This window comes from uncultured Neptuniibacter sp. (genome assembly GCF_947498015.1).
Taxonomy (GTDB): domain Bacteria; phylum Pseudomonadota; class Gammaproteobacteria; order Pseudomonadales; family Balneatricaceae; genus Neptuniibacter.
This window is the reverse complement of the sequence record NZ_CANMIR010000003.1, coordinates 35,289-58,031: the sequence shown is the minus strand read 5'-3', so window position 1 is coordinate 58,031 and position 22,743 is coordinate 35,289. Positions and strand designations below refer to the sequence as shown.

General features: G+C 47.0%; 21 protein-coding genes. 3 read left to right on the top strand and 18 right to left on the bottom strand.

Going from position 1 to position 22,743, the window contains the following annotated elements:
- Window positions 1–49 precede the first annotated feature (49 nt).
- From sthA to Q0882_RS04415, 10 genes are all read right to left on the bottom strand, one after another.
- Window positions 50–1,450: a Si-specific NAD(P)(+) transhydrogenase gene (gene sthA, locus Q0882_RS04460; protein ID WP_299178519.1), complete on the bottom strand. Its 1,401-nt coding sequence runs from the start codon at window positions 1,448–1,450 to the stop codon at window positions 50–52.
- 126 nt (window positions 1,451–1,576) lie between these two features.
- The gene (gene nqrM, locus Q0882_RS04455) at window positions 1,577–1,816 is read right to left on the bottom strand and encodes a (Na+)-NQR maturation NqrM (protein ID WP_299178517.1); all 240 of its coding nucleotides are present in this window, start codon (window positions 1,814–1,816) and stop codon (window positions 1,577–1,579) included.
- Between the two features lie 9 nt (window positions 1,817–1,825).
- Complete coding sequence (locus Q0882_RS04450) at window positions 1,826–2,866, bottom strand: FAD:protein FMN transferase (RefSeq protein WP_299178515.1); 1,041 nt, start codon at window positions 2,864–2,866, stop codon at window positions 1,826–1,828.
- Between the two features lie 6 nt (window positions 2,867–2,872).
- Window positions 2,873–4,099, bottom strand: a complete 1,227-nt coding sequence (nqrF, locus tag Q0882_RS04445; RefSeq protein WP_299178513.1) for an NADH:ubiquinone reductase (Na(+)-transporting) subunit F — start codon at window positions 4,097–4,099, stop codon at window positions 2,873–2,875.
- Between the two features lie 33 nt (window positions 4,100–4,132).
- Window positions 4,133–4,741 carry an NADH:ubiquinone reductase (Na(+)-transporting) subunit E gene (gene nqrE / locus Q0882_RS04440; protein WP_299178511.1) on the bottom strand — a complete coding sequence of 203 codons (609 nt, stop codon included), beginning with the start codon at window positions 4,739–4,741 and terminating at the stop codon, window positions 4,133–4,135.
- On the bottom strand, window positions 4,741–5,400 hold the full coding sequence (locus Q0882_RS04435) for an NADH:ubiquinone reductase (Na(+)-transporting) subunit D (RefSeq protein ID WP_299178509.1): 660 nt from the start codon (window positions 5,398–5,400) through the stop codon (window positions 4,741–4,743). The genes nqrE and Q0882_RS04435 overlap by 1 nt, the downstream gene beginning before the upstream one ends.
- Window positions 5,401–5,403: 3 nt before the next feature.
- The gene (locus tag Q0882_RS04430) at window positions 5,404–6,180 is read right to left on the bottom strand and encodes a Na(+)-translocating NADH-quinone reductase subunit C (protein ID WP_299178507.1); all 777 of its coding nucleotides are present in this window, start codon (window positions 6,178–6,180) and stop codon (window positions 5,404–5,406) included.
- On the bottom strand, window positions 6,170–7,378 hold the full coding sequence (locus Q0882_RS04425) for an NADH:ubiquinone reductase (Na(+)-transporting) subunit B (protein ID WP_299178505.1): 1,209 nt from the start codon (window positions 7,376–7,378) through the stop codon (window positions 6,170–6,172). Before Q0882_RS04425 ends, Q0882_RS04430 begins: the two co-directional genes overlap by 11 nt.
- A 2-nt stretch (window positions 7,379–7,380) precedes the next feature.
- Window positions 7,381–8,718 carry a Na(+)-translocating NADH-quinone reductase subunit A gene (locus tag Q0882_RS04420; protein ID WP_299178503.1) on the bottom strand — a complete coding sequence of 446 codons (1,338 nt, stop codon included), beginning with the start codon at window positions 8,716–8,718 and terminating at the stop codon, window positions 7,381–7,383.
- Window positions 8,719–9,037: 319 nt separating this feature from the next.
- A complete protein-coding gene (locus Q0882_RS04415) occupies window positions 9,038–10,471 on the bottom strand; it encodes a glyceraldehyde-3-phosphate dehydrogenase (RefSeq protein ID WP_299178501.1) in 1,434 nt (477 codons plus the stop codon).
- A gap of 267 nt (window positions 10,472–10,738) precedes the next feature.
- Between Q0882_RS04415 and mfd the strand changes: the two genes are divergently transcribed.
- Both mfd and Q0882_RS04405 read left to right on the top strand, forming a co-directional pair.
- Entirely contained in the window at window positions 10,739–14,185 is a 3,447-nt protein-coding gene (gene mfd, locus Q0882_RS04410) for a transcription-repair coupling factor (protein ID WP_299178499.1), read from the top strand.
- On the top strand, window positions 14,182–14,853 hold the full coding sequence (locus Q0882_RS04405; RefSeq protein WP_299178497.1) for a CsiV family protein: 672 nt from the start codon (window positions 14,182–14,184) through the stop codon (window positions 14,851–14,853). The genes mfd and Q0882_RS04405 overlap by 4 nt, the downstream gene beginning before the upstream one ends.
- Window positions 14,854–14,881: 28 nt before the next feature.
- Here Q0882_RS04405 and Q0882_RS04400 read toward each other — a convergent pair whose 3' ends face one another.
- From Q0882_RS04400 to sohB, 7 genes are all read right to left on the bottom strand, one after another.
- On the bottom strand, window positions 14,882–16,174 hold the full coding sequence (locus tag Q0882_RS04400) for a uracil-xanthine permease family protein (protein WP_299178495.1): 1,293 nt from the start codon (window positions 16,172–16,174) through the stop codon (window positions 14,882–14,884).
- 13 nt (window positions 16,175–16,187) lie between these two features.
- A complete protein-coding gene (gene upp / locus Q0882_RS04395) occupies window positions 16,188–16,814 on the bottom strand; it encodes a uracil phosphoribosyltransferase (RefSeq protein WP_299178493.1) in 627 nt (208 codons plus the stop codon).
- A gap of 162 nt (window positions 16,815–16,976) precedes the next feature.
- Window positions 16,977–18,098 (bottom strand): mechanosensitive ion channel family protein, encoded by a 1,122-nt coding sequence (locus tag Q0882_RS04390; protein ID WP_299178491.1) that lies wholly within the window; start codon window positions 18,096–18,098, stop codon window positions 16,977–16,979.
- A gap of 2 nt (window positions 18,099–18,100) precedes the next feature.
- Window positions 18,101–19,105 carry a beta-N-acetylhexosaminidase gene (gene nagZ / locus Q0882_RS04385; protein WP_299178489.1) on the bottom strand — a complete coding sequence of 335 codons (1,005 nt, stop codon included), beginning with the start codon at window positions 19,103–19,105 and terminating at the stop codon, window positions 18,101–18,103.
- 5 nt (window positions 19,106–19,110) lie between these two features.
- The gene (locus Q0882_RS04380; RefSeq protein WP_299178488.1) at window positions 19,111–19,590 is read right to left on the bottom strand and encodes a L,D-transpeptidase; all 480 of its coding nucleotides are present in this window, start codon (window positions 19,588–19,590) and stop codon (window positions 19,111–19,113) included.
- A gap of 4 nt (window positions 19,591–19,594) precedes the next feature.
- Window positions 19,595–20,254, bottom strand: coding sequence for a TetR/AcrR family transcriptional regulator (locus Q0882_RS04375; protein WP_299178487.1), 660 nt, complete (start codon window positions 20,252–20,254; stop codon window positions 19,595–19,597).
- A 128-nt stretch (window positions 20,255–20,382) separates the two neighbouring features.
- Window positions 20,383–21,444 (bottom strand): protease SohB, encoded by a 1,062-nt coding sequence (gene sohB / locus Q0882_RS04370; protein WP_299178486.1) that lies wholly within the window; start codon window positions 21,442–21,444, stop codon window positions 20,383–20,385.
- 90 nt (window positions 21,445–21,534) lie between these two features.
- Between sohB and Q0882_RS04365 the strand changes: the two genes are divergently transcribed.
- Entirely contained in the window at window positions 21,535–21,870 is a 336-nt protein-coding gene (locus tag Q0882_RS04365) for an SCP2 sterol-binding domain-containing protein (RefSeq protein ID WP_299178484.1), read from the top strand.
- Here Q0882_RS04365 and nudC read toward each other — a convergent pair.
- Window positions 21,844–22,644 (bottom strand): NAD(+) diphosphatase, encoded by an 801-nt coding sequence (gene nudC / locus Q0882_RS04360; protein ID WP_299178482.1) that lies wholly within the window; start codon window positions 22,642–22,644, stop codon window positions 21,844–21,846. The two genes, Q0882_RS04365 and nudC, sit on opposite strands and share 27 nt — an antisense overlap.
- Window positions 22,645–22,743 lie beyond the last annotated feature (99 nt).

Genomic DNA, 22,743 nt, shown 5'->3' with positions numbered 1-22,743 from the left:
GTAAACCTCAATATAAAGCGTGCACCTGCACACTTTATATAAATTTATACTAGAGGTTTGCGATACGATTTAACCCAGCAATAGCGGCAACACGATATGCTTCAGCCATTGTAGGATAGTTGAAGGTGGTATTGATGAAGTACTTCAATGTATTTGCCTCACCCTCTTGAGCCATAATCGCCTGACCGATATGCACAATCTCAGATGCGTGCTCACCGAAGCAGTGAATCCCAAGAATCTCCAACGTTTCACGATGAAATAGGAGCTTTAACATACCTACCGGCTGCCCATATATCTGAGCACGTGCAGTATCCTTAAAGAAAGCCTGACCCACTTCATAAGGAACACATTCTTGCGTTAGCTCCTCTTCAGTTTTACCGACTGAGCTGATCTCCGGAATCGTGTAGATACCTGTAGGCACTTCATTGATATAACGGAAATCCTCTGCAGAGAGCATATCCGCTGCCGCTGCACGACCCTGATCAAGGGCAGCGGACGCTAAGCTTGGCCAACCCACAACATCTCCTGCCGCATAGATCCCATCACAGGAGGTACGGTAATGTTCATCAACCTCAAGCTGACCTCGACCATTCGCCTCTAGGTCAATATTTTCCAACTTAAGTGTATCCGTATTACCGGTTCTTCCGTTACACCATAGAAATGCATCAGCCCGAACTTTCTTGCCAGATTGGGTTGTCATAATGACACCACGATCATCTGCAACAACACTTTCATATGTCTCATTATGACGAATCTTCACAGCGTTGTTCCGCAAGTGATAACTGAGCGCATCAGAGATCTCTGCATCCAAGAATGAAAGCAAGCGGCTCTGATTATCAATAAGATCAACCTTTACACCTAGGCCACTGAAAATAGACGCATATTCAGAACCAATGACACCCGCACCGTAGATAATCAGTGTACGTGGTGTATGGCTCAGTTTTAGGATGGTATCGGAGTTATAGATACGCGGGTGAGTAAAATCTATATCAGCTGGAGTATAGGGACGCGAACCTGTAGCGATGACGATATTCTTAGCTTTCAGAGTTTCGTCGCCTGTAACAGTCCCTTTAACCAGAACTGTATTTTTATCTTCAAATTCAGCAGAACCAAAGAAGACATCAATACGGTTGCGGGCGTAAAAATTGGTACGCAACACCACCTGACTAGAGATTACCTTTTCAGCACGCTTAAGAACCTTAGGAAAAGAAAACCAGCGGGGCTCACCAATATCCCTAAACATCGGATTGGTGTTGAATTCGATAATCTGCTTTACAGAATGACGTAACGCTTTAGAAGGGATTGTCCCTTTGTGGGTACAGTTACCACCCACTGACTCCTGCTCTTCAATTACGGCTACTTTGCGGCCTTTTTTGGCTGCATTCATCGCCGCACCTTCACCAGCTGGACCAGAACCGATCACAATGACATCATAGTCATATACCGCCATCACTTTCCCCTATACATTATCATATTATTATTCGCGCTTACTCCAGCTTACGCAGTTGCAAAAAACGCTCAATTATTCTTTAGACTTAAGGAGTTAGAACTCTTATGTGAGCTCAAACAGGTTATGCTATTTGGTCTTTTTTACTTCGTATGCAAGCTGAGTTTTATTTTTCTCAGCATGCTGGCGCTCCTGCTCTTCATCGCATTTTTGGGGATCATCCCCGCAGATACTACATTTACCTTCAATACCAACGTTAGCGAGACCGCCGCAGGAACCAGAGATTGGCTTCCTACCCATAATGACACCAACTGACATTGCCACAACAACAATCAGCAAGAAAATAAATGCAAAAAACATCGTAGCCATGATATATCCTCAGTTCACCAGGTATTGCTTGAAACCTGACGTCATAAATTCTTCAAAACCCTTGTCACTCTTAACAAGAAATAATGCCTCAATTGCTTCAGTCTCAGCAAATACTCTTGCTTTATCAGCGCCCATAACCATCATTGCGGTCGCCAGTGCATCAGCCTCTGCGCAGGTTTCTGCCAGAACAGTGACCGACGCCAATCGATGTGTTATCGGCCGCGCCGTATTAGGGTCTATTGTATGCGAAAAACGCACACCATTCTCTTCAAAGTAGTTTCGATAATCACCTGATGTAGCAATACCCACATCTTTAACCGCTATAATCTTTTGGATCTCCCGGCCAGGACCACTAACAGGAGACTCTATAGCGATGCGCCAATTCTGCCCATCAGGCTTTAAACCTTTAGCCCTGAGTTCACCACCAATCTCCACCAGGTAACTATCAATACCACTCTTTTCAAGAAACTCAGCAATCACGTCCACCCCATACCCTTTTGCGATAGCTGACAGATCCACATAGCTATTCACGTTTTTTGATAGCAGGTTATTATTTAGTTGGATAGATTGATAACCAATCCTGTGACGCACAGCCTCAATCTCCTGCTCTGACGGTGCTTTTACTACACGACCATCTGGCCCAAACCCCCAGAGGTTGACCAAAGGACCAACCGTTATATCAAAGGCACCGGACGTGCGCTCACTGATATTAAGACCAAGACCTACGACAAAGGAAAGCGCTGGCGATACTTCCGCTTTCTGGTTTGCGGGTAGTCGATTAAAACGTGACAGCTCTGAATCAGGAATATAGGTAGACATTGACTGATTAACATCAGCCAGCAACCTATTGATACGTGTACTTACTGCTGCATGATTGGAATCACGGGAAAACCATTTGACGGTAAAGGTAGTTCCCATGGTCATACCGCTATGGGTATGCAGTTGCGGTTCTTTCTCGCCGCAACCCTGAAGAAGGGTAATACATAAAAACAAAATGGCCGACAGCAACGCTGCCGGCCATTTGGGTTTTTGTCTGATATAGACAAACATCAGCTATCAGCCACCAAAGTCGTCGAGGAAGATATTCTCACGCTCAACACCCAGGTCCAGAAGCATCTGGATAACAGCCGAGTTCATCATTGGCGGTCCACACATATAGTATTCACAATCTTCAGGCGCTTCATGGTCCTTTAGATAATTTTCATACAATACATTGTGAATGAAGCCGGTCAGTCCATCCCAGTTATCTTCCGGCTGCGGATCTGACAAAGCTAGGTGCCAGTCAAAATTTTCATTCTCAGCTGCAAGCATGTCGTATTCTTCGTTATAGAACGACTCACGCATAGAACGTGCACCATACCAGAACGAGATCTTACGTGTTGAATTCAAACGCTTGAGCTGATCGAAGATATGAGAACGCATTGGTGCCATACCAGCACCACCACCGATAAAGACCATTTCATTATCGGTGTCTGTCGCGAAGAACTCACCAAATGGCCCATAAACAGTGATCTTGTCACCTTCTTTCAGGTTAAACACGTACGAAGACATGATTCCTGGCGGAAAATCAGTCCCTGGAGGCGGAGAAGCAATACGAATATTAAACTTCACAACACCCCGCTCTTCCGGATAGTTCGCCATGGAATATGCACGGATGGTCGGCTCAGTAACAGTAGAAACATATTTCCACATATTGAACTGATCCCAATCACCGCGATACTCTTCCTGGATTTCGAAGTCTTTATAGTTAACGACATGAGGTGGACATTCTAACTGAACATAACCACCTGCACGGAAATCTACGTTTTCACCTTCAGGCAGACGCAAAGTCAGCTCTTTGATGAACGTAGCCACGTTCGGGTTAGATTCAACAGTACACTCCCACTTCTTAACACCAAAGATCTCCTCTTCCAGCTCAATCTCCATGTCCTGCTTAACAGCAACCTGACAAGATAGACGCCAGCCTTCTTTTGCTTGACGCATAGTGAAGTGAGATTCCTCGGTTGGCAACATAGAGCCACCACCACTATGAACTTCACAAGCACACTGCGCACAGGTACCACCACCACCACAAGCTGAAGGGATGAAGATTCCCTGATCAGCAAGAGTCTGAAGTAGCTTACCACCTGCAGGAACGGTCACTGATTTCTCAGGGTCGTTGTTAATACTAATTGTTACATTGCCGGAGCTAACCAGCTTTGAACGGGCTGCCAGAATTACCGCTACAAGTACAAGTACGACAGCGGTAAACATGACAACGCCGAGAACGATTTCAGCATTCATTGGCTAATCCTTCCTTCGTTGACCATGTTGGCATTAAAGCGATACGCCAGAGAAAGACATGAAGCCCAGGGACATCAGACCAACAGTAATGAAGGTGATACCCAGGCCACGCAATCCTTCCGGCACGTCGCTGTATTTTAGTTTTTCACGGATACCTGCCAGGGCTGTAATCGCCAGCGCCCAACCGATACCTGCACTCACTCCGTAAACTACGGATTCACCAAAGTTATAATCACGCTCAACCATGAACAGTGCCGCCCCCATGATTGCACAGTTTACTGTGATCAATGGTAGGAACACGCCCAGAGAGTTATATAGCGCCGGTACATATTTATCCAGGAACATCTCCAGGATCTGCACCATCGCCGCGATTACACCGATGTAAGAGATATAACCCAGAAAGCTGAGATCCACTTCAGGATAGCCAGCCCACGCCAGTGCGCCTTCACGCAGCAGCAGGTTATAGATCAGATTATTAACTGGCGTCGTGATTGCCAGTACTACGACTACGGCAATACCCAAACCCAGGGATGTCTGAACCTTCTTGGAAATAGCCAGGAAAGTACACATGCCCAGGAAGAATGCCAGCGCCATGTTTTCAACGAAAATCGCCTTAACGGCAAGGCTGATATACGCTTCCATTACACAGCCTCCTTCTTAGTGTTCTTAGCCAGCTCAAAGTCTGGCGCTTCTACCTGATCCTTGTGGAAGGTACGCACCAGCCAGATGAACATGCCGATAATGAAGAATGCGCTTGGTGGCAACAGCATAAGGCCGTTACCCATATACCAACCGCCATCATTAATCAGAGGCAGGACTTCATAACCGAACAGTTTACCCGCGCCAAACAGCTCACGCAGGAAACCAACGAAGATCAGGACCACACCGTAACCCAGACCGTTACCGATACCGTCCATGAAAGAGATTCCCGGAGGATTCTTCATGGCGAAGGCTTCAGCACGACCCATTACGATACAGTTGGTAATGATCAGACCAACGAATACAGAAAGCTGCTTAGATACATCGTATGCAAACGCTTTCAGGATCTGGTCCACCACGATTACCAGTGACGCAATGATAGTCATCTGACAGATGATACGTACGTTACCCGGAATGTGGTTTCGAATGATCGATACAAACAGGTTAGAGAAAGCAGTTACCGCGATTACCGCCATGGTCATAACCATCGCCGTATTCAGATTTGATGTAACCGCCAGCGCAGAACATACACCCAGGATCTGAAGACCGATCGGGTTGTTCTTAAATACTGGATTACTCAGTACTTCTTTAGCTTGTGACATCGCTTACGCCCCTCCCGCTTTCAGATTGGACAGGAATGGTGCATAACCATTGGACCCCATCCAGAAATGAACGAGGTTGGTTACACCATTAGCCGTTAACGTCGCACCCGCCAAACCATCAATCTGATGCTTAGCTTTAGGGTTCGAAGAGTCAACAGTGCCTTTGATCAGTCCCAGAGCTGGCTCCATAGAGCCCTGAGGATATACCTCTTTACCTGGCCACAGCGCTTTCCAGTTAGGGTTATCAACCTCACCACCCAGACCCGGAGTCTCAGCATGTGAATAGAAACCAAAACCAACAACGGTGTTCAGGTCGCCCTCAAGCGCCAGAAAGCCATACAGCGTAGACCACAGACCATAGCCATGAACTGGCAGGATCAGTTTTTCGATCTGGCCATTGTTCTCTATCATGTATACCGGCATTACTTTTGCCTGATACTTGATAGAAGCAATATCTGCATCTTTTGACAGCGCCTTACCCAACTGTGGGTCTTTAGCTGCTTTCTTAGCGTCATATTTAGCTGGAACATCAGTAGTGAATTTGCCGGTTTCCAGATCAACGTACTTAGTCGTGATCTGAGCGAACAGTTCATCTACTGATTTGCTTGGGTCATTGATACCCGCAGCCGCAAGGATATTACTTTTACGGTCCTGATCTTTGTTAGCAATCTGTTTTGGCTTCAGCAGAACTGCAGCCGCAGATACGATTACCGAACAGACAACACAAAGCAGAACAGTAACGGTAATCGTCTTACCGATAGTGTCATTATTAGCTGACATCGCGCGCCTTCCTCCGTTTAATGTTTGCCTGAACGACAAAGTTATCAATCAGTGGTGCGAACAGGTTCGCGAACAGGATCGCCAGCATCATACCCTCAGGGAATGCTGGGTTAACCACACGAATCAGAACCACCATCACACCGATCAGCGCACCGAAGTACAACTTACCTTTATTCGTCATGGATGCAGATACAGGATCTGTTGCCATGAAGAACATACCAAAGGCAAAACCACCCAATACCAGATGCCAGTAGAACGGCAGGTCAAACATAGGGTTGGTATCGGAGCCAATCATATTAAACAGTGTCGAGGTCGCAACCATGCCGAGGAAGACACCAGCGACAATTCGCCATGCAGCCACCTTGGCAATCAGTAGCACCAGGCCACCAGCAGCAATTGCCAATGTTGATACTTCACCCACAGAACCCTGAATGTTACCGATAAAGGCATCAAACCAAGTGATGTTCTGCGCCAGGATAGCGTCTACACCACCTGCAGCTGCAAGACTCAGAGGCGTTGCACCGGAGAAGCCATCAACCGCTGTCCAGATTGCATCACCTGACATCTGCGCAGGATACGCAAAGAACAGGAATGCACGGCCAGTCAGAGCCGGGTTAAGGAAGTTTTTACCTGTACCACCAAAAACCTCTTTACCGATAACCACGCCAAAACTGATACCCAGTGCCACCTGCCACAAAGGGATAGATGGCGGTAGAATCAGCGCGAACAGAATGGAGGTTACGAAGAAGCCTTCGTTAACTTCATGGCCACGTTTCATGGCGAACAGCACTTCCCAGAAACCACCTACAACGAAGGTTACGATGTAGATTGGTAGCCAGTACGCAGCACCATGAATAATGTTGTCCCACAAACTATCAGGGTTAAAACTGGTTAATGCACCAGCAATAGCGCCCTGCCAGGTGGATGGTTCAGTAATGCCCATCTGAGCCATTGCAGTATTAGCCTGCAAGCCCACATTCCACATACCGAAGAAAATAGCCGGAAAGGTACACATCCACACCAGAATCATCATACGCTTCAGATCAACTGCGTCGCGTACGTGTGCTGCTGTTTTAGTCACATGGCCCGGAGTGTAGAAAATGGTATCAGCCGCTTCATACAGCGCGTACCAGTTTTCGTACTTGCCGCCCTTATGAAAGTGCGGCTCCATCTTATCTAGAATATTTCTCAAACTCATGATCAGGCCTCTTTCTCGATACGCGTCAGATTGTCGCGAAGGATTGGGCCGTACTCATATTTACCAGGACAGGCAAATGTGCACAGCGCGAGGTCTTCTTCGTCCAATTCAAGACAACCCAGCTCCATGGCATGCACGATATCACCGGTAACCAGCGCACGTAGCAGCTGAGTTGGCAGGATATCCATTGGCATCAGCTCTTCAAACTGACCAACAGGAACCATAGCTCGCTCAGAACCATTTGTGGTTGTTGTAAAGTTGAATTTCTTGGAAGGATTCAGGAATGAGGCAAACACATTGAGAACAGAGAACTTATTAGCACCAGGAACAATCCAGCCTAACAGCTCACGTTCATCTCCCTCTTCCAGAATGCTGATCTGGTTGGCATAACGACCCAGGTATGCAAACGGCCCCGTAGCTGTACGACCGTTCCAAACTGAACCGCTGATCACACGATTGTGATCACCCTTTTGAGCACCAACAAGCAGGTCATCAAAACTTGCACCCATACGAGTACGCACCAGACCTGGACGATATGCCGTAGGACCACCAACAGCAACAACACGATCAGTAAACAGTTTACCTTCAGTAAACAGCTTGCCGACCGCAATCACATCCTGGTATCCAATGGTCCATACAGACTTTTTCTGTGACACTGGATCAAGGAAATGGATATGCGTTCCTGCGTTGCCTGCAGGATGGCCGCCTTCAAACTCTTCAACAGTGACACCGTCGGCAGTTGGAATTTCAGCACCAGGCGCTTTACACAGATAAACTGTAGTTTCAGAAAGCTTAGTAAGAATCGTAAGCCCCTGAGTAAACGCTTCAGCCTGATCAGCAATTACTACCGCTGGATCGCCAGATAATGGATTAGTATCCATTGCTGTTACGAAGATAGAGTTAGGTGCTGTACCCGGCTGCGGCACACGACTGAAAGGTCGGGTACGCAGTGCAGTCCACATACCTGATTCGACTAGGTTCTCCTGAACCTGTTCGCGAGTCAGGCCTGACAACTCACCAGCACTATATTTATTGAATTCAACCGCTTCGTCACCGTCCAGCTCAATCACAACGGATTGAAGAACACGACGGTCGCCACGGTTAACGGCTTTAACTACACCCGCACCCGGTGCTGTGTACTTAACGCCTTCTGTTTTTTTATCGGAAAAGATCACTTGACCGAGTTTCACTCGATCACCTACCTTGACAGCCATTGTAGGTTTCATACCTACATAATCCAGGCCGACAACGGCAACGGAGCTGACTGCTGGGCCATCTGTAATAGATTGCTCAGGAGCGCCCGTGATCGGTAGATCCAGACCTTTGTTGATCTTGATCATACGCCTCACCCAATTACGTTAAACTCTTTCAGGATTCCATTTCCGATTTCCGTATCACTTCTGACCTGTCCCCGAACAGATGTGATGCCGTTATAGTTATTACGGAAATAGAATTACCCCACCCAAAAATCCGATTAAGTATACCTGAGCGTTACAACCTTTTTCTACAAACACCCTTGCATATCAGTGCCTTCCCCGAACTAAAGTAGGTACTTATGGATAGATTCATTATCTATATACATATTACTAATTGGCATATAGAGCATTTGATAAACAAAAAGCCACACATTGGTGGCTTTTTGAACAGCAGTGGTAAAGCTTAACCCTCTTTAGGGAAAGCTGGCAAAGTGCACTGAGCCATCTTCTGCATCATACGGATAACCTGGCAGCTATAGCCAAACTCGTTATCGTACCAAACATAAAGAACGCAACGCTTACCACCAGCAATTGTCGCCAATGCATCAACAACACCCGCTGCACGAGAACCTACAAAGTCAGTCGATACTGCTTCGGGTGAGTTGCTGTAATCGATCTGCTTCTGCATCGGTCCGTGAAGCGCAGCCTCGCGAAGGTATGCATTCAACTGATCTTTTTCAGCCTCTGATTCAAGGTTCAGATTAAGAATCGCCATTGATACATTTGGTGTAGGCACACGAATAGCATTGCCAGTCAGCTTTCCTTCCATTGCAGGAAGTGCTTTAGACACTGCTTTAGCCGCACCCGTCTCGGTGATAACCATGTTCAGACCAGCTGCACGACCGCGACGATCACCCTTGTGATAGTTATCGATCAGGTTCTGGTCATTCGTGTACGCATGTACCGTTTCTACATGACCATTCTCGATACCAAATTTATCGTATACAGCTTTAAGAACCGGCGTGATTGCATTGGTAGTACAAGAAGCAGCAGAAAGAATGGTATCTTCCGGCGTGATATCAGCATCATTAACACCCATTACGATGTTCTTAACGCCTTTACCCGGTGCAGTCAGTACTGCTTTGCTCGCACCTTTAGCCTCCAAGTGCAGAGACAAGCCCTCTTTATCGCGCCACTTACCTGTATTGTCGATCACCATCGCATTGTTGATGCCATAAGCGGTGTAATCGATCTCATCTGGTGAGTTCGCAAAAATGACCTGAATAACATTACCGTTAGCAGTAATGGTATTGTTCTCTTCATCTACTGTGATCGTTCCTTTAAAGGAACCGTGTACTGAGTCACGACGTAGCAAGCTCGCACGCTTTTCAAGATCTTTAGCTGCTGCACCTTTACGTACAACAATCGCACGCAGACGCAGCGCCTGACCGCCGCCTGTACGCTCAATCAGAAGTCGAGCTAGCAGACGACCAATGCGACCAAAACCGTACAAAACCACATCTGTAGGTTCACGTTCTTCAGTACCGATTGCATCAGAAAGTTCTGCTTTCAGGAAGGATTCAAGATCCTGGCCATTGCCCTGTTCACGATACTTAACTGCCAGTTTACCTGCATCAATGTGCGCATTACGCACATTCAGGTTTTTAACTGCTTCCAGTACAGGGTAGGTATCAACAACAGTCAACTCCTGCTCTTCAACCTGACGCACAAAACGGTGTGCTTTAAGAATGTCGATAACAGAACGTTTGATGATCAGGCGACCGAATACAGATGATTCGATGTTCTGATCGCGGTACAAACCGCCTACCAGTGGTACCATAGCTTCAGCTAGGGCTTCGCGCTCTTTCCAGTCTGAAAATACTTGATCTTGGCTCACTTGAAACTCCAAAAAGTTGTGTAAACTCGTTGGTACCCACTAACGAAGACGTATTACCCTAGCCCAGTTAGCAGAACCTAAAATTTTTGGTGGGCGCATTATCCTCTTTTCCCCCCCATTGAGCAAATGCAGCATGATATACTTTCGAACCATGGTTTTTGCCTATAATCTGGCGGTTTGATAGACACCTACGACCTACCATTTACCGCCCCACCCGTTAAACTACACCACTCGAAACAAAACATTTATGCGTACAGGAGTCACGCAGTGCTGCAGTTGAATTACTCTTTAACACAAGGTGCCGGCGATCGGAAACAGGTTGGTAATGTAACCGGATCCGCATCAGGACTATTTATAGCTGACGCAGCACAGAGGTATGATGGATTTACTCTGGTTATCACCAACGATACAAATCAGGCCAACCGCCTACTTGATGAGGTTGTCTTTTTTAATGGCAATCAGTTAGAAACACTCTCATTTCCTGACTGGGAAACACTTCCTTACGATACGTTCTCACCACACCAGGATATTATTTCTGAGCGCATCACAACCCTGAACAGGCTCCCCCATCTCAAGCAGGGCATTCTGATCGTACCGCTCAGCACCCTGATGCACCGTACTGCACCTGCTAAATTCATCTCTGGCCATTGTTTTGATCTCAAGCCCGGGGATCAGATCAATGCTGAGAACCTGCGTAAACAGCTTATTGATGCAGGTTACCATGCCGTTGACACCGTGCTTGAACATGGTGAGTTTGCATTCAGAGGCTCAATTATTGACCTCTATCCGACAGGGAGCGAGCACCCATTCCGCATTGACCTGTTTGATGATGAAATCGAAACGCTGCGTACATTCAATCCTGAAACCCAGCGCTCTATTGATTCGATTGATGCGATCAATCTGCTTCCAGCAAAAGAGTTCCCGTTTGATTCCCTTGCTATCAGCGCCTTCAAATCCAGATGGCGTGAAAAATTTGATGTCGATTACCGCCAATGCCCTGTCTATACCAATATCTCCGACGGGCTGACTTCGCCCGGAATTGAATACTACCTCCCTCTCTTTTTTGAGGAGTGCAGCTCACTGTTTGAAGCCCTGCCGAAACAAACTCAAATTATTATCAATGGAGGTCTAGAGGACGCTGCTGATCAGTTCAGTCTCGAGGTTGCCAATCGATACGAACAACGCAGACACGATATTACTAACCCGGTGTTACCTCCTGCGGACCTCTTTCTATCAACAAATGAGCTATTTGCCGCACTCAAAAAGTACGGCAGGTTCGTGTTATCTGACAAAGAGCTGGAAAACAGATCGGGTCACACAAACCTGCCCTGCACTCCGCCACCAGAGCTACCGGTAGACTCTAAACTCAAAGAACCACTCTCAGCACTCAAACACTTCCTGGCTGAACGTGATGGGCCAATTCTGTTCTGCGCTGAATCCGCAGGTCGCCGCGAAGCGCTTCTGGAGCTCCTCCTGCGCATCAACATTCAACCGACTCAGATTGATAACTGGCGTAGCTTCCTGCATTCCGATCTGGATATTGCCATTACCGAGTACCCGCTGGAACAGGGCCTGTCCATACCCGGCGACGTACATCTCATTACAGAGACACAGCTATTCGGGCATCAGGTTTTCCAGCGCCGGCGCCGCTCTAAAGAGCAGGAGCAGAGTGATCAGGTTATAAAGAATCTGTCTGAACTCACAACCGGCTCCCCTGTCGTCCACCTAGATCATGGTGTAGGGCGCTATCTGGGCTTACAAACCATTTCACTCGAAGGTCAGGACAATGAATTTTTAACTCTGGAATACGCAGATAGAGCTAAGTTATACGTACCCGTTTCATCACTGCACTTAATCAGCCGCTATACAGGAGCAGGTGACGATCATGCACCACTGCACAGGCTTGGGACCGAACAATGGACCAAAGCCAAACGCAAAGCAGCTGAAAAAGCGCGTGATGCAGCAGCCGAACTACTCGACATCTATGCACGAAGAGCCGCTCGCAAAGGGTTCAGGTTTTCAGATCCTGATGAACAGTACCTGCAATTTTCATCAAGCTTCCCGTTTGAAGAGACACCCGATCAAGCCGCAGCCATCGGTAATGTGATACGTGATATGACGGCACCTCAACCGATGGATAGACTCGTGTGTGGTGATGTAGGCTTCGGCAAGACTGAAGTGGCTATGCGCGCAGCTTTTGTAGCAGTCCAAAGCGGTAAGCAGGTTGCTATTCTCGTTCCAACAACACTGCTCGCCCAGCAACACTATCAAAACTTTCTTGACCGATTTGCAGACTGGCCCGTCAATGTCGAACTGATCTCTCGTTTTCGTTCAGGAAAACAACAGAACAGCATCATCGATAAGCTTGAATCCGGCCAACTCGACATCGTGGTAGGCACACACAAGCTCTTAGCAGGTGATATCGATTTTCATAACCTTGGGCTTGTCATCATCGACGAAGAGCACCGTTTTGGGGTCCAACAGAAAGAGCGACTCAAATCACTGCGCGCCGAAGTTGATATTCTGACCCTGACAGCAACACCCATACCACGCACACTAAATATGGCCATGTCTGGAATACGCGACCTTTCAATCATCGCAACACCACCAGCCAGGCGTCTCTCTGTTAAAACTTTTGTTCGCTACAGTGACACTACACTGGTTAAAGAGTCGATTCTTCGTGAGCTACTTCGTGGCGGTCAGGTTTACTACCTTCATAACGAGGTCAAAACGATCGAGCAGACCGCAGCCGAACTCCGAGAGCTGGTACCCGAAGCACGTATTGGTATCGGCCATGGTCAGATGCGCGAACGCGAACTTGAGCAAGTGATGTCGGACTTCTATCACAAACGGTTCAACATCTTACTCTGCACAACAATCATCGAAACCGGTATCGATGTACCTAACGCCAATACCATTATCATCGACAGAGCAGATAAATTTGGTCTGGCTCAACTCCATCAGCTCCGTGGCCGTGTGGGACGCTCACACCACCAGGCCTATGCCTATTTACTGACACCTCATAAAAAGTCGATGACCAAAGACGCCATTAAGCGCCTGGAAGCGATTCAGGCAGCAGATGATCTGGGAGCCGGCTTCACTCTGGCAACTCATGATCTCGAGATTCGTGGTGCCGGTGAGCTTCTGGGTGAAGAGCAAAGCGGTCAGATGCAGACCGTTGGCTTCTCGCTCTTTATGGAGATGCTCGAACAAGCAGTGGAATCGATTAAAGAGGGCAAAACACCTAATATGGAGCAGCCGATACAACATGGTCCGGAAGTAAACCTGCATCTATCTGCGCTTATCCCTGATGAATACCTGCCCGATGTTCACAGTCGTTTGATTATGTATAAGCGAATTGCCAATGCCTCCTCCACTAAGGCTCTTAAGGAGCTTCAGATTGAGATGATTGACCGGTTCGGATTATTACCTGATCAGGTCAAAAACCTGTTCCAGGTTACTGAGCTCAAGCTCAGGGCTGAAACAATGAATATTGTCAAAATAGAGGCCGGAACAGAACTGGGCCGTATAGAATTTGCGACTGACGCAAAGGTTGATCCATTAACCCTGGTAAAAATGGTTCAAAACCAACCACAAAAATATAAACTAGAGGGCGCAGACAAACTGCGCTTCAGTCTTAATATGGAGAAGACCGAGCATAGATTCAGTGCGGTAGAGAACCTTCTGAATGACTTGGCAGTAAAAACATCATGAAGAGATTACTCAAAGTAATAGCAAGCACGCTCTTGCTGACAACCTCATTAGCCGCGTCCGCAACAGACTGGTATCAGGTCGAGCTGATCATATTTGCGAACCAGGATCGTACAGCTATTTCAGAAGAGCACTGGCCAACAATTCAGGAAATCCCTGAAAACCCTAAAGCAGCGCAGATACAGAGAGCCACTACAGAGCAGCTTCCCTTTCAAGCACTAAGCGATCTTAGCCTTAAAAATGAAGCAAGCAGACTGAAGCGATCCAGTAACTATCGTGTTTTGTATCACGGCGGCTGGATTCAACCGGTTTATCACACCCAGACCCCTCGCCCGGTGCATATCAGAGCAGGTGAAGTACTGGATAATGGGATGCATGAATTAGACGGTTACATCGGTGTCGGCCGCGGCCGATACCTTCATTTTCGTCCAAATATTTTCTTCAGCCAGTATCTGAACCCTAATGAGCTAAACACTCTTCAATCAGACACAACAAACAATCAACCGATTGAGAGCGCTAGCGCAGCCACCAATACAATTAACCACTTCCCTGCTATACCTGAGATTCTCACAATCAACCTTGATCAAGCGCGTCGCATGCGCTCAGACGAGGTTCATTATATCGACCATCCGCTGCTTGGGATCATCGTAAAGATAACCCCCTCAGAATAAAAAAAGCCCGGGATAACCCGGGCTTTTTTTAACTACGACCATGTTCTACCAGATCATCAACAACCGCTTGCTCATCAGCAAGATCATCATGCTTATCCTCTGGAGGTATCGGCAATATTAGATTTAACACAATCGCCACCAGGCCACATAAACTGACCCCTTGCAGATTCAGGTCACCACTACCAACCGCCATACCACCGATCCCAAAAACCAACGTAGTAGATACAATCACCAGATTACGTTGTTGCGCCATATCCACACGTGCCTTAACCAACGCGTTCAGACCGACAGACGCTATAGATCCAAACAGAAGAATTAATATCCCCCCCATAACCGGGGATGGGATTGTCTGCAGAAGCACACCAAATTTGGAGATAAAGGCCAGAAGAATGGCAAAGACAGCGGCCCACACCATGACAACCGGATTGAATGATTTTGTTAACATCACTGCACCTGTTACCTCTGAATAGGTCGTGTTAGGCGGACCACCGAACAGTGAGGCTGCTGATGTTGCTATACCATCGCCAAACAGGGTGCGATGCAAACCCGGTTTCTTTAGGTAATCCTTACCCGTCACATTACTAATCGCCAATACATCACCCACATGCTCAATCGCAGGTGCAATCGCGACCGGCAACATGAACAATATTGCTGCCAGATGGAATTCAGGCAACACGAAATTTGGCACTGCGATCATTGGTGCTTCCGCTGCCTTTGTAAGATCCACCATCCCCATAAAATACGCTGCGGCATAACCAACCAACACACCTGACAAGATAGGCACCAACCGAAAGATCCCTTTTGCCAGCGTGGCAACCAATAGCGTGGTAATCAGCGCTATCATGGATACGATCATCGCATCCTGATAGGGAAACAGCTCAATGGAACCATCTCCAGCCTTACCCATCGCCATGTTCACAGCGATCGGTGCCAGCCCTAGGCCGATCACCATAATGACTGGACCTGTAACCACGGGCGGCATGATACGGTGTAGAAAGCCTGAACCTTTGATCTTGACGAGAACCGCCAGGACCATATAAACAACACCCGCCGTAAATAAAGCTCCCATAGTGGCTGCGATCCCCCACGTTTGGGTGCTATAGGTAATGGGCGCGATAAAAACGAAAGAGGACGCCAGAAAAACAGGAACACTGCACCTGGTCACAAATTGAAAAAGCAAAGTCCCGATTCCCGCCGTAAACAGCGCCACACTGGGATCCAGCCCTGTTAACAACGGCATAAGCACTAGCGCACCAAATGCAACAAAGAGCATTTGTGATCCTGCCAGTACGGTACGGGGATTAAAATTGGAGTTCATCATATTCCCTACCAGCCTATTTAGTACCAAAAATCTTGTCGCCAGCATCGCCCAGTCCAGGAATAATATACCCCTGCTCATTCAGGTGACTATCAATCGCTGCTGTATACAACTCAACATCGGGATGAGCTTCCTGAACCGCTTTTATACCTTCAGGTGCTGCAACCAACACTAGCGCACGAATAGAATCACAACCTGCTTTCTTAAGCATATCGATCGTTGCATTCATCGAGCCTCCTGTCGCAAGCATCGGGTCAATAATTAATGACATACGCTCATCGATGTCATTGGCCAACTTCTCAAAATAGGCAACCGGCTCAAGCGTCTCCTCATCACGGTACAAACCGACAACGCTGATTCTCGCAGTCGGCAGCAGATCTAAGACACCGTCAAGCATCCCAATTCCTGCACGCAGGATAGGAACAACTGTAATTTTCTTCCCTTTGATACGCTCAACCGTTACATCGCCACACCAGCCATCCAACCGATACTCTTCAACCTCAAGATCCTTAGTGGCCTCATACGTGAGCAAGCAACCAACCTCGGCAGCAAGCTGACGGAAACTGCGGGTACTCATATCGCGTGCACGCATCAAACCGATTTTATGTTTTACCAGGGGGTGAGTAATCTCGTGTACGCTCATAAATACCTCAAAAACAGATACAGAAACGCCGCCCAACACGGCGGCGTGAATTGCGCAAAGATTACCAAACTGAAAGACAGGATGTCATCCTAAAGTTTAACTACAAACACAGGTAGGGCGCATTCAGTATGGTATTAAATCCCCCCCTTTGCGGGGCTTCTTTTAAATCTTAGCTAGCTCATTTTCTAACTCGGGCTTTTCAGGAATCCCTGCCAGATGCACCGTAGTGGTCGGGAACGCAAACTCAGCCCCCTGCGACTCAATAATTGCCATAATTTTGACCATCACATCCTGTTTGATCTCGTGGTATTTGATCCAATCAGTGGTTTTCGTAAAGGTATAGACAAAAAAATCTAGCGAAGAGGGACCAAACTTATCAAGATTCACGATCAACGTCTGGTTTGTATCGATCTCTGGATGAGATTGAAGCATAGCTTTAACTTCATCAATAACCCGAGTCACCTGCCCTGCATCATCATATCGAATGCCGATATATTCATAGATTCGACGATTAGTCATTCTTGATGGATTCTCAACTGAGATATTTGCAAAAGTTGCATTGGGGACATACAGAGGACGCTTATCAAATGTGCGGATTCGAGTCTGACGCCAGCCGATATCCTCAACTGTCCCCTCAATCTGCTTATCAGGAGAACGAATCCAGTCACCCACCTTAAAAGGACGATCCAGATAGATCATTAACCCGCCAAAGAAATTGGCCAATAGGTCTTTGGCGGCAAAACCAACAGCAATGCCCCCAATACCGCCAAAGGCAAGAATGCCAGAAATACTGTACCCGTAGCTCTGCATAATGATCAGAACAATCACCACGGTAACAATGAGCCTAAGAAGTCTCCCCAAAGCACCTACAGTAGTTGGGTCCATCGGTTTTTTCATGCGATCCGGCATGACTAAAACACGCTCCATCTTGCGCAGAAAACGGATCAGAAACCAAGCAAGAAGGACGACAGGTACTAACCCAGGAAGTGGATTGTTTTCTCCAATTATCGTGAGTTGGAAATGCTCTTGTAGCACCTGAAGCAACAGGTAGCCTGCTGTTAACCAGACAAACATCAGAACCGGTCGGGTTAAGGCTGCTAAAAAAACATCGTCCCAGAGGTTTTTCGTTTTATCCGCCTGAACAATTAGTTGTGCAAAAAACGCCCTGATAACGAGGTCGATGACAACTGAGAGCGCACAGATCACAGCAGACAAAATCAACCAGGAAGACTGATCATACTCAGGCAGGTATTCAGCGACTATTTGATTCAAGGTTTCAATCATAATTAAACATCCAACATCTCATTAGCGAGCGAACGTGCACTTTCCAGCTGCAGCGATTCAACTGTGGCAGCACGCCCCCGCAAAGATTCCAACTGTTTTAATGGCTTTAGATTCTCTGCTTCAAGATAAGCCAATATATCCAATGTACCCCGACGCTCATTGCAACATAAAAGCGCCTGACAGCCCGATGCTATCGCCTGTTCAGCCCTGCTGGCATAGCTACCAGCACTCTGTGCAGCCTTCATACTGAGGTCATCGCTAAACACGACACCTGAAAAACCGATCTGTTTACGCAATACTTCATCAATCCAGAATCGCGAAAAGCCAGCCGGAGAAGGATCACACTGCGGATAGACAACATGGGCGAACATCATAGCTTCAACCCCATTTTCGACAGCATCACGAAATGGTACAAGATCCGTCGTCCAGATCTCTTCAAAGGTACGATCATCGATCGCATCATGCAGATGGGTATCTGCGTTCGCCCAACCATGCCCGGGAAAATGCTTGCCTGTTGCCACCATACCTGCATCTCTCATCCCTTTAATATAGGCATGACTCAAAGCGGAAACGGCTTCAAAGTGGCACGCAAATGCCCGATCACCGATAACACTATTTCTTCCGTAATCTATATCGAGTACTGGCGCAAAACTCAGATCTATACCTAGCGCCCGAAGTTCAGCAGCCATCAGATAACCCATCTTCTTGGCTGCACTCAACCCCTGCTCTGGATCATGCTCGTACTTACTTGCCAGAGCCTTAACTGCGGGCAGACGCGTTACTCCATCTTTTAGACGCTGAACACGCCCCCCCTCCTGATCCAGACTGATAATAATTTCAGGCGATACTTGACGAATATCCATAACAAGCCGAGCAACCTGCTGAGCATCCAGTGTATTTCGCCCAAAAAGAATAACACCGCCAATGAGAGGATTTTTCAGCAACTGACGCTCCTCCACGGTTAATTCAGTGCCTTCTAGATCCAGAAAAAGCGTTACTTCTGACATAGTGATTAATCTTTAATAAGAATTTTTGTCCCGACCGGGACACGACTGAACAACCATAACAGATCTTTATTCCGCATCCGGATACAACCATGGGATCTGGCAACTCCCATAGGCTCTGAATCGGGAGTGCCATGGATATAGATATATCGCTGCATTGTATCAACATCCCCTAGACGATTTACACCTTTCTCAAGGCCTGACAACCAGAGGATTCTGGTCAAAATCCAGTCACGTCTTGGAAATTGATCAGAAAGAGCTGAAGAATAGATTTCACCCGTAAAACGCCTTCCCCGGAAGACTGCATTTTCAGGGTAACCTTCACCAATTTTGGCACGAATGATATGCAACCCCAGAGGAGTACAGCCACTATTTTTCTGCTGGCCGGGCCCATTCAAAGCGGTAGAGATAGTCAAACGCTGTATAAGATCCTTTCCGTCAAATACGCTCAGCGATTGATCGGTGATGGAAACTATAAGATGGATCATAGTTCTAGAGTCGGCAGAAATAGGTCTTATCTGCCCTTGCCTGAAGACCTGCAGACAAAACAGGGATCATACGGTGAAGAATATTCTCCACCTCCGCTCCACTATGGAACTCACGCTTTTCAATCGCATGAAGGGTATTGAAATTGGATAACGTAAATGTGATTGAACCAAGTAAAAAATGCAGCCGCCAAAAGAATTCATCATCTTCCATCGGCGCGGAGTCCTGTCGTAGCGATTGAATAAAAGGCTGCAACTTACTTTGATAACGACTCATCAGGAAGCTACGCAGCTCCTCCTGGTTTTTCATATAGGAGAGTTCTAGTAACCTCATAAAGACAGAGAGAGCATTATCGTTGTCCCGATTAACAATCAACAACGCCCGCATCAACATCTCCAGGAGCTCCTCAAGCGTAATCTGCCCGGCATCAGAAACTGATAGCCGCTGATCCAGCATACTCTCCAGCTCAATACACAGAGGCGTGAGAAATTTTTCTGCAACAGCCTGTATCAACCCCTTCTTTGAACCAAAATGGTAGTTGATCGCAGCTAAATTCACATCAGCCCGGCTTGTTATCTGACGAACCGTGGTTTCTGTGAAGCCCTGTTCAGCAAATAGTGCTTCTGCGGCTTTAACAATACTTGCAGATGTACCTTTATGTTGCATCAGAACTCCAAACCAGCGTTTCAAACAGTTAACGGTAGATTATAACGGCATTATCCGGTTATAAATCAAGTTATTATTACCAGACTTAAGGCCTACTCCTACTCGTCCTATTCAACGCAACACCAGCTCTACTTCATCCAGAAGCGATTATTTATGAGCTGCCCCCAGACTTTATTCAGCAAGCGCTCACCCGAGCTTACAGTCATATCTGAAATTTTATCCTGAAGCGTTTTCTTCTCTTCATAACAAACCTCGAAGATATCGGCTTCATCCGCAGCATCCATTAGATACTGATCAGAGGTCGTCAACTCATCAACCAGATTAACCTCCAGTGCCTGCTTTCCAAACCAGATCTCACCCGTAGCCACTTTATCGATATCAACAGATTCACGATACTCACTGACAAAATTCTTAAAGAGCTCATGCGTTTCCTCTAGCTCCTCAACAAATTTTTCACGTCCCTTTTCTGTGTTTTCACCGAACACAGTCAGTGTGCGCTTATACTCACCTGCGGTAAGCACCTCATAATCGATCTCATTTTTCTTAAGAAGACGATGAAAATTCGGCAGCTGTGCAATCACACCGATAGAACCGACAATCGCAAATGGCGCAGCAAGTAACTTATCAGCAAGGCAGGCCATCATATAACCCCCACTGGCTGCAACCCGATCCACGCAGATGGTCAAAGGTATCTCCTTGCGCTTAATACGCTCAATCTGTGATGATGCCAGACCATATTCATGTACCATCCCACCCGGACTTTCTAAGCGGATCACAACTTCATCTTCTTTTTCTGCCATCAGTAGCACGGCTGAAATCTCCTGACGAAACGGCTCCACTTCACTTGCTTTAACATCACCATCGAAGTCCAGCACGAAGATACGTTTACGTCTTGGCTCATCGCTCTTAGGAGGGTTCTTTTTACGCGCCTTCCTCTCCTCTTTCTCCTTTTTCTTTTCAGCTTTATGAAGCTCTTTAAGCTCCTCTTTATCCAGAATCGCATCCTCAAGCGACTCTTTCATCTCCAGCAGCTCATCATTGTAATGAGTAACTTCAATATCACCGTGCTTTGTATCTTTACGTGAGCGCGATGAGACAACAGCAATACCTGCCACGACAGCGATAATTGCAAAGACAACAGTTACTGATTTAGCGAGAAACAGACCATAATCACTGAGAAACTCAATCACTGAGAAAACTCCGAATTTAACTATAAGAAGAAGGGCCGCTAATGTATCATAATTCGCTCTATTGCCCACCTAGTTTGAGATTTACCACGCATGAGCCAGCAGATTTCTGTCGCAAAAGTTATCGAAAAGCTTCCCAGTCGTTTCATTGCTGACAACGCTAAAGATCTAACGATCACTTTCCAGTTTGTGCTGGAAGATGAACAGGATTTCTATATCTCAATTGCCGAGATGCAATGCACGATTGAATCAGGTGAACATCCCGACCCAAATGTGACACTTATTATGGACTCAGAAACAATGGTAGATGTCATAACCGGACAGAAAGATGGTATGAGTGCGTTTATGACCGGCAGGCTTCGAGCTGAAGGCAATGTGATGCTGGCGACAAAATTGAGCAAGCTATTCAGTCGGGAAAAACAGCGCTGAAGAGATATCAACTTCAGCCCCCTGACTTTGTAGAAATTTGTCTATCAATCTTCGCGCAATGGTAAATGGCGGGGGCAGCATCGGCAGCTCATTCGGACTAAACCAATCTGCATCGAGAATTTCAACGCCATCCGGCGTAATTTCACCACTCTCAAAGTCAGCCATATAACCCAACATTAAAGAGTGCGGAAAGGGCCAGGACTGGCTGAAGCAATATTCAATATTTTTCACCCGAATACCCACCTCCTCCATGACTTCACGACCAACCGCATGCTCTGCACTTTCTCCTGCTTCAATAAAGCCAGCTAGCGTACTGTAACGACCAGACTGAAACTTACTCGCATGAGCCAGTAAACACTGCTCTCCCTTTCGAACCAATACGATAATACAGGGGGATATTCTTGGGTACTGGTGGTGCCCACATCCCGAGCACACCTTTGCAAATTCATGTTGATGGACCGTTAACTCAGCTGCGCATCGCGGACAGTATCGAAAGGATGCATGCCAGGTAGCTATTTGCGCAGCAGATGACAGCAAAACGTAGTCCCGCTCATTGCTAACCGTCGCCAACATAGCACGCAGACCTACAAGGTCATTTTCAACCATCCCATCAGGCAGTCGATTGCTACTTAAAATTGCTAACTGATAGCTGTCATCATTGAGGTCGAAGATCAACTCAACATCAAGGTGATTAAGCTCCTCTTGTGAGCAAACAAGCGCACCCTTGCTCGTCCCCAGCAGACGCTCCTGAAATGCCAACAACACTCTTTTCATATGAACCTTCATTTATACCGTTTAGACCTGCGATCATAAGTTAACATATTAAGCACAGGTCTGGCCTGACAAGGCCGCTGCCAAACTGCAGCAAAAAAG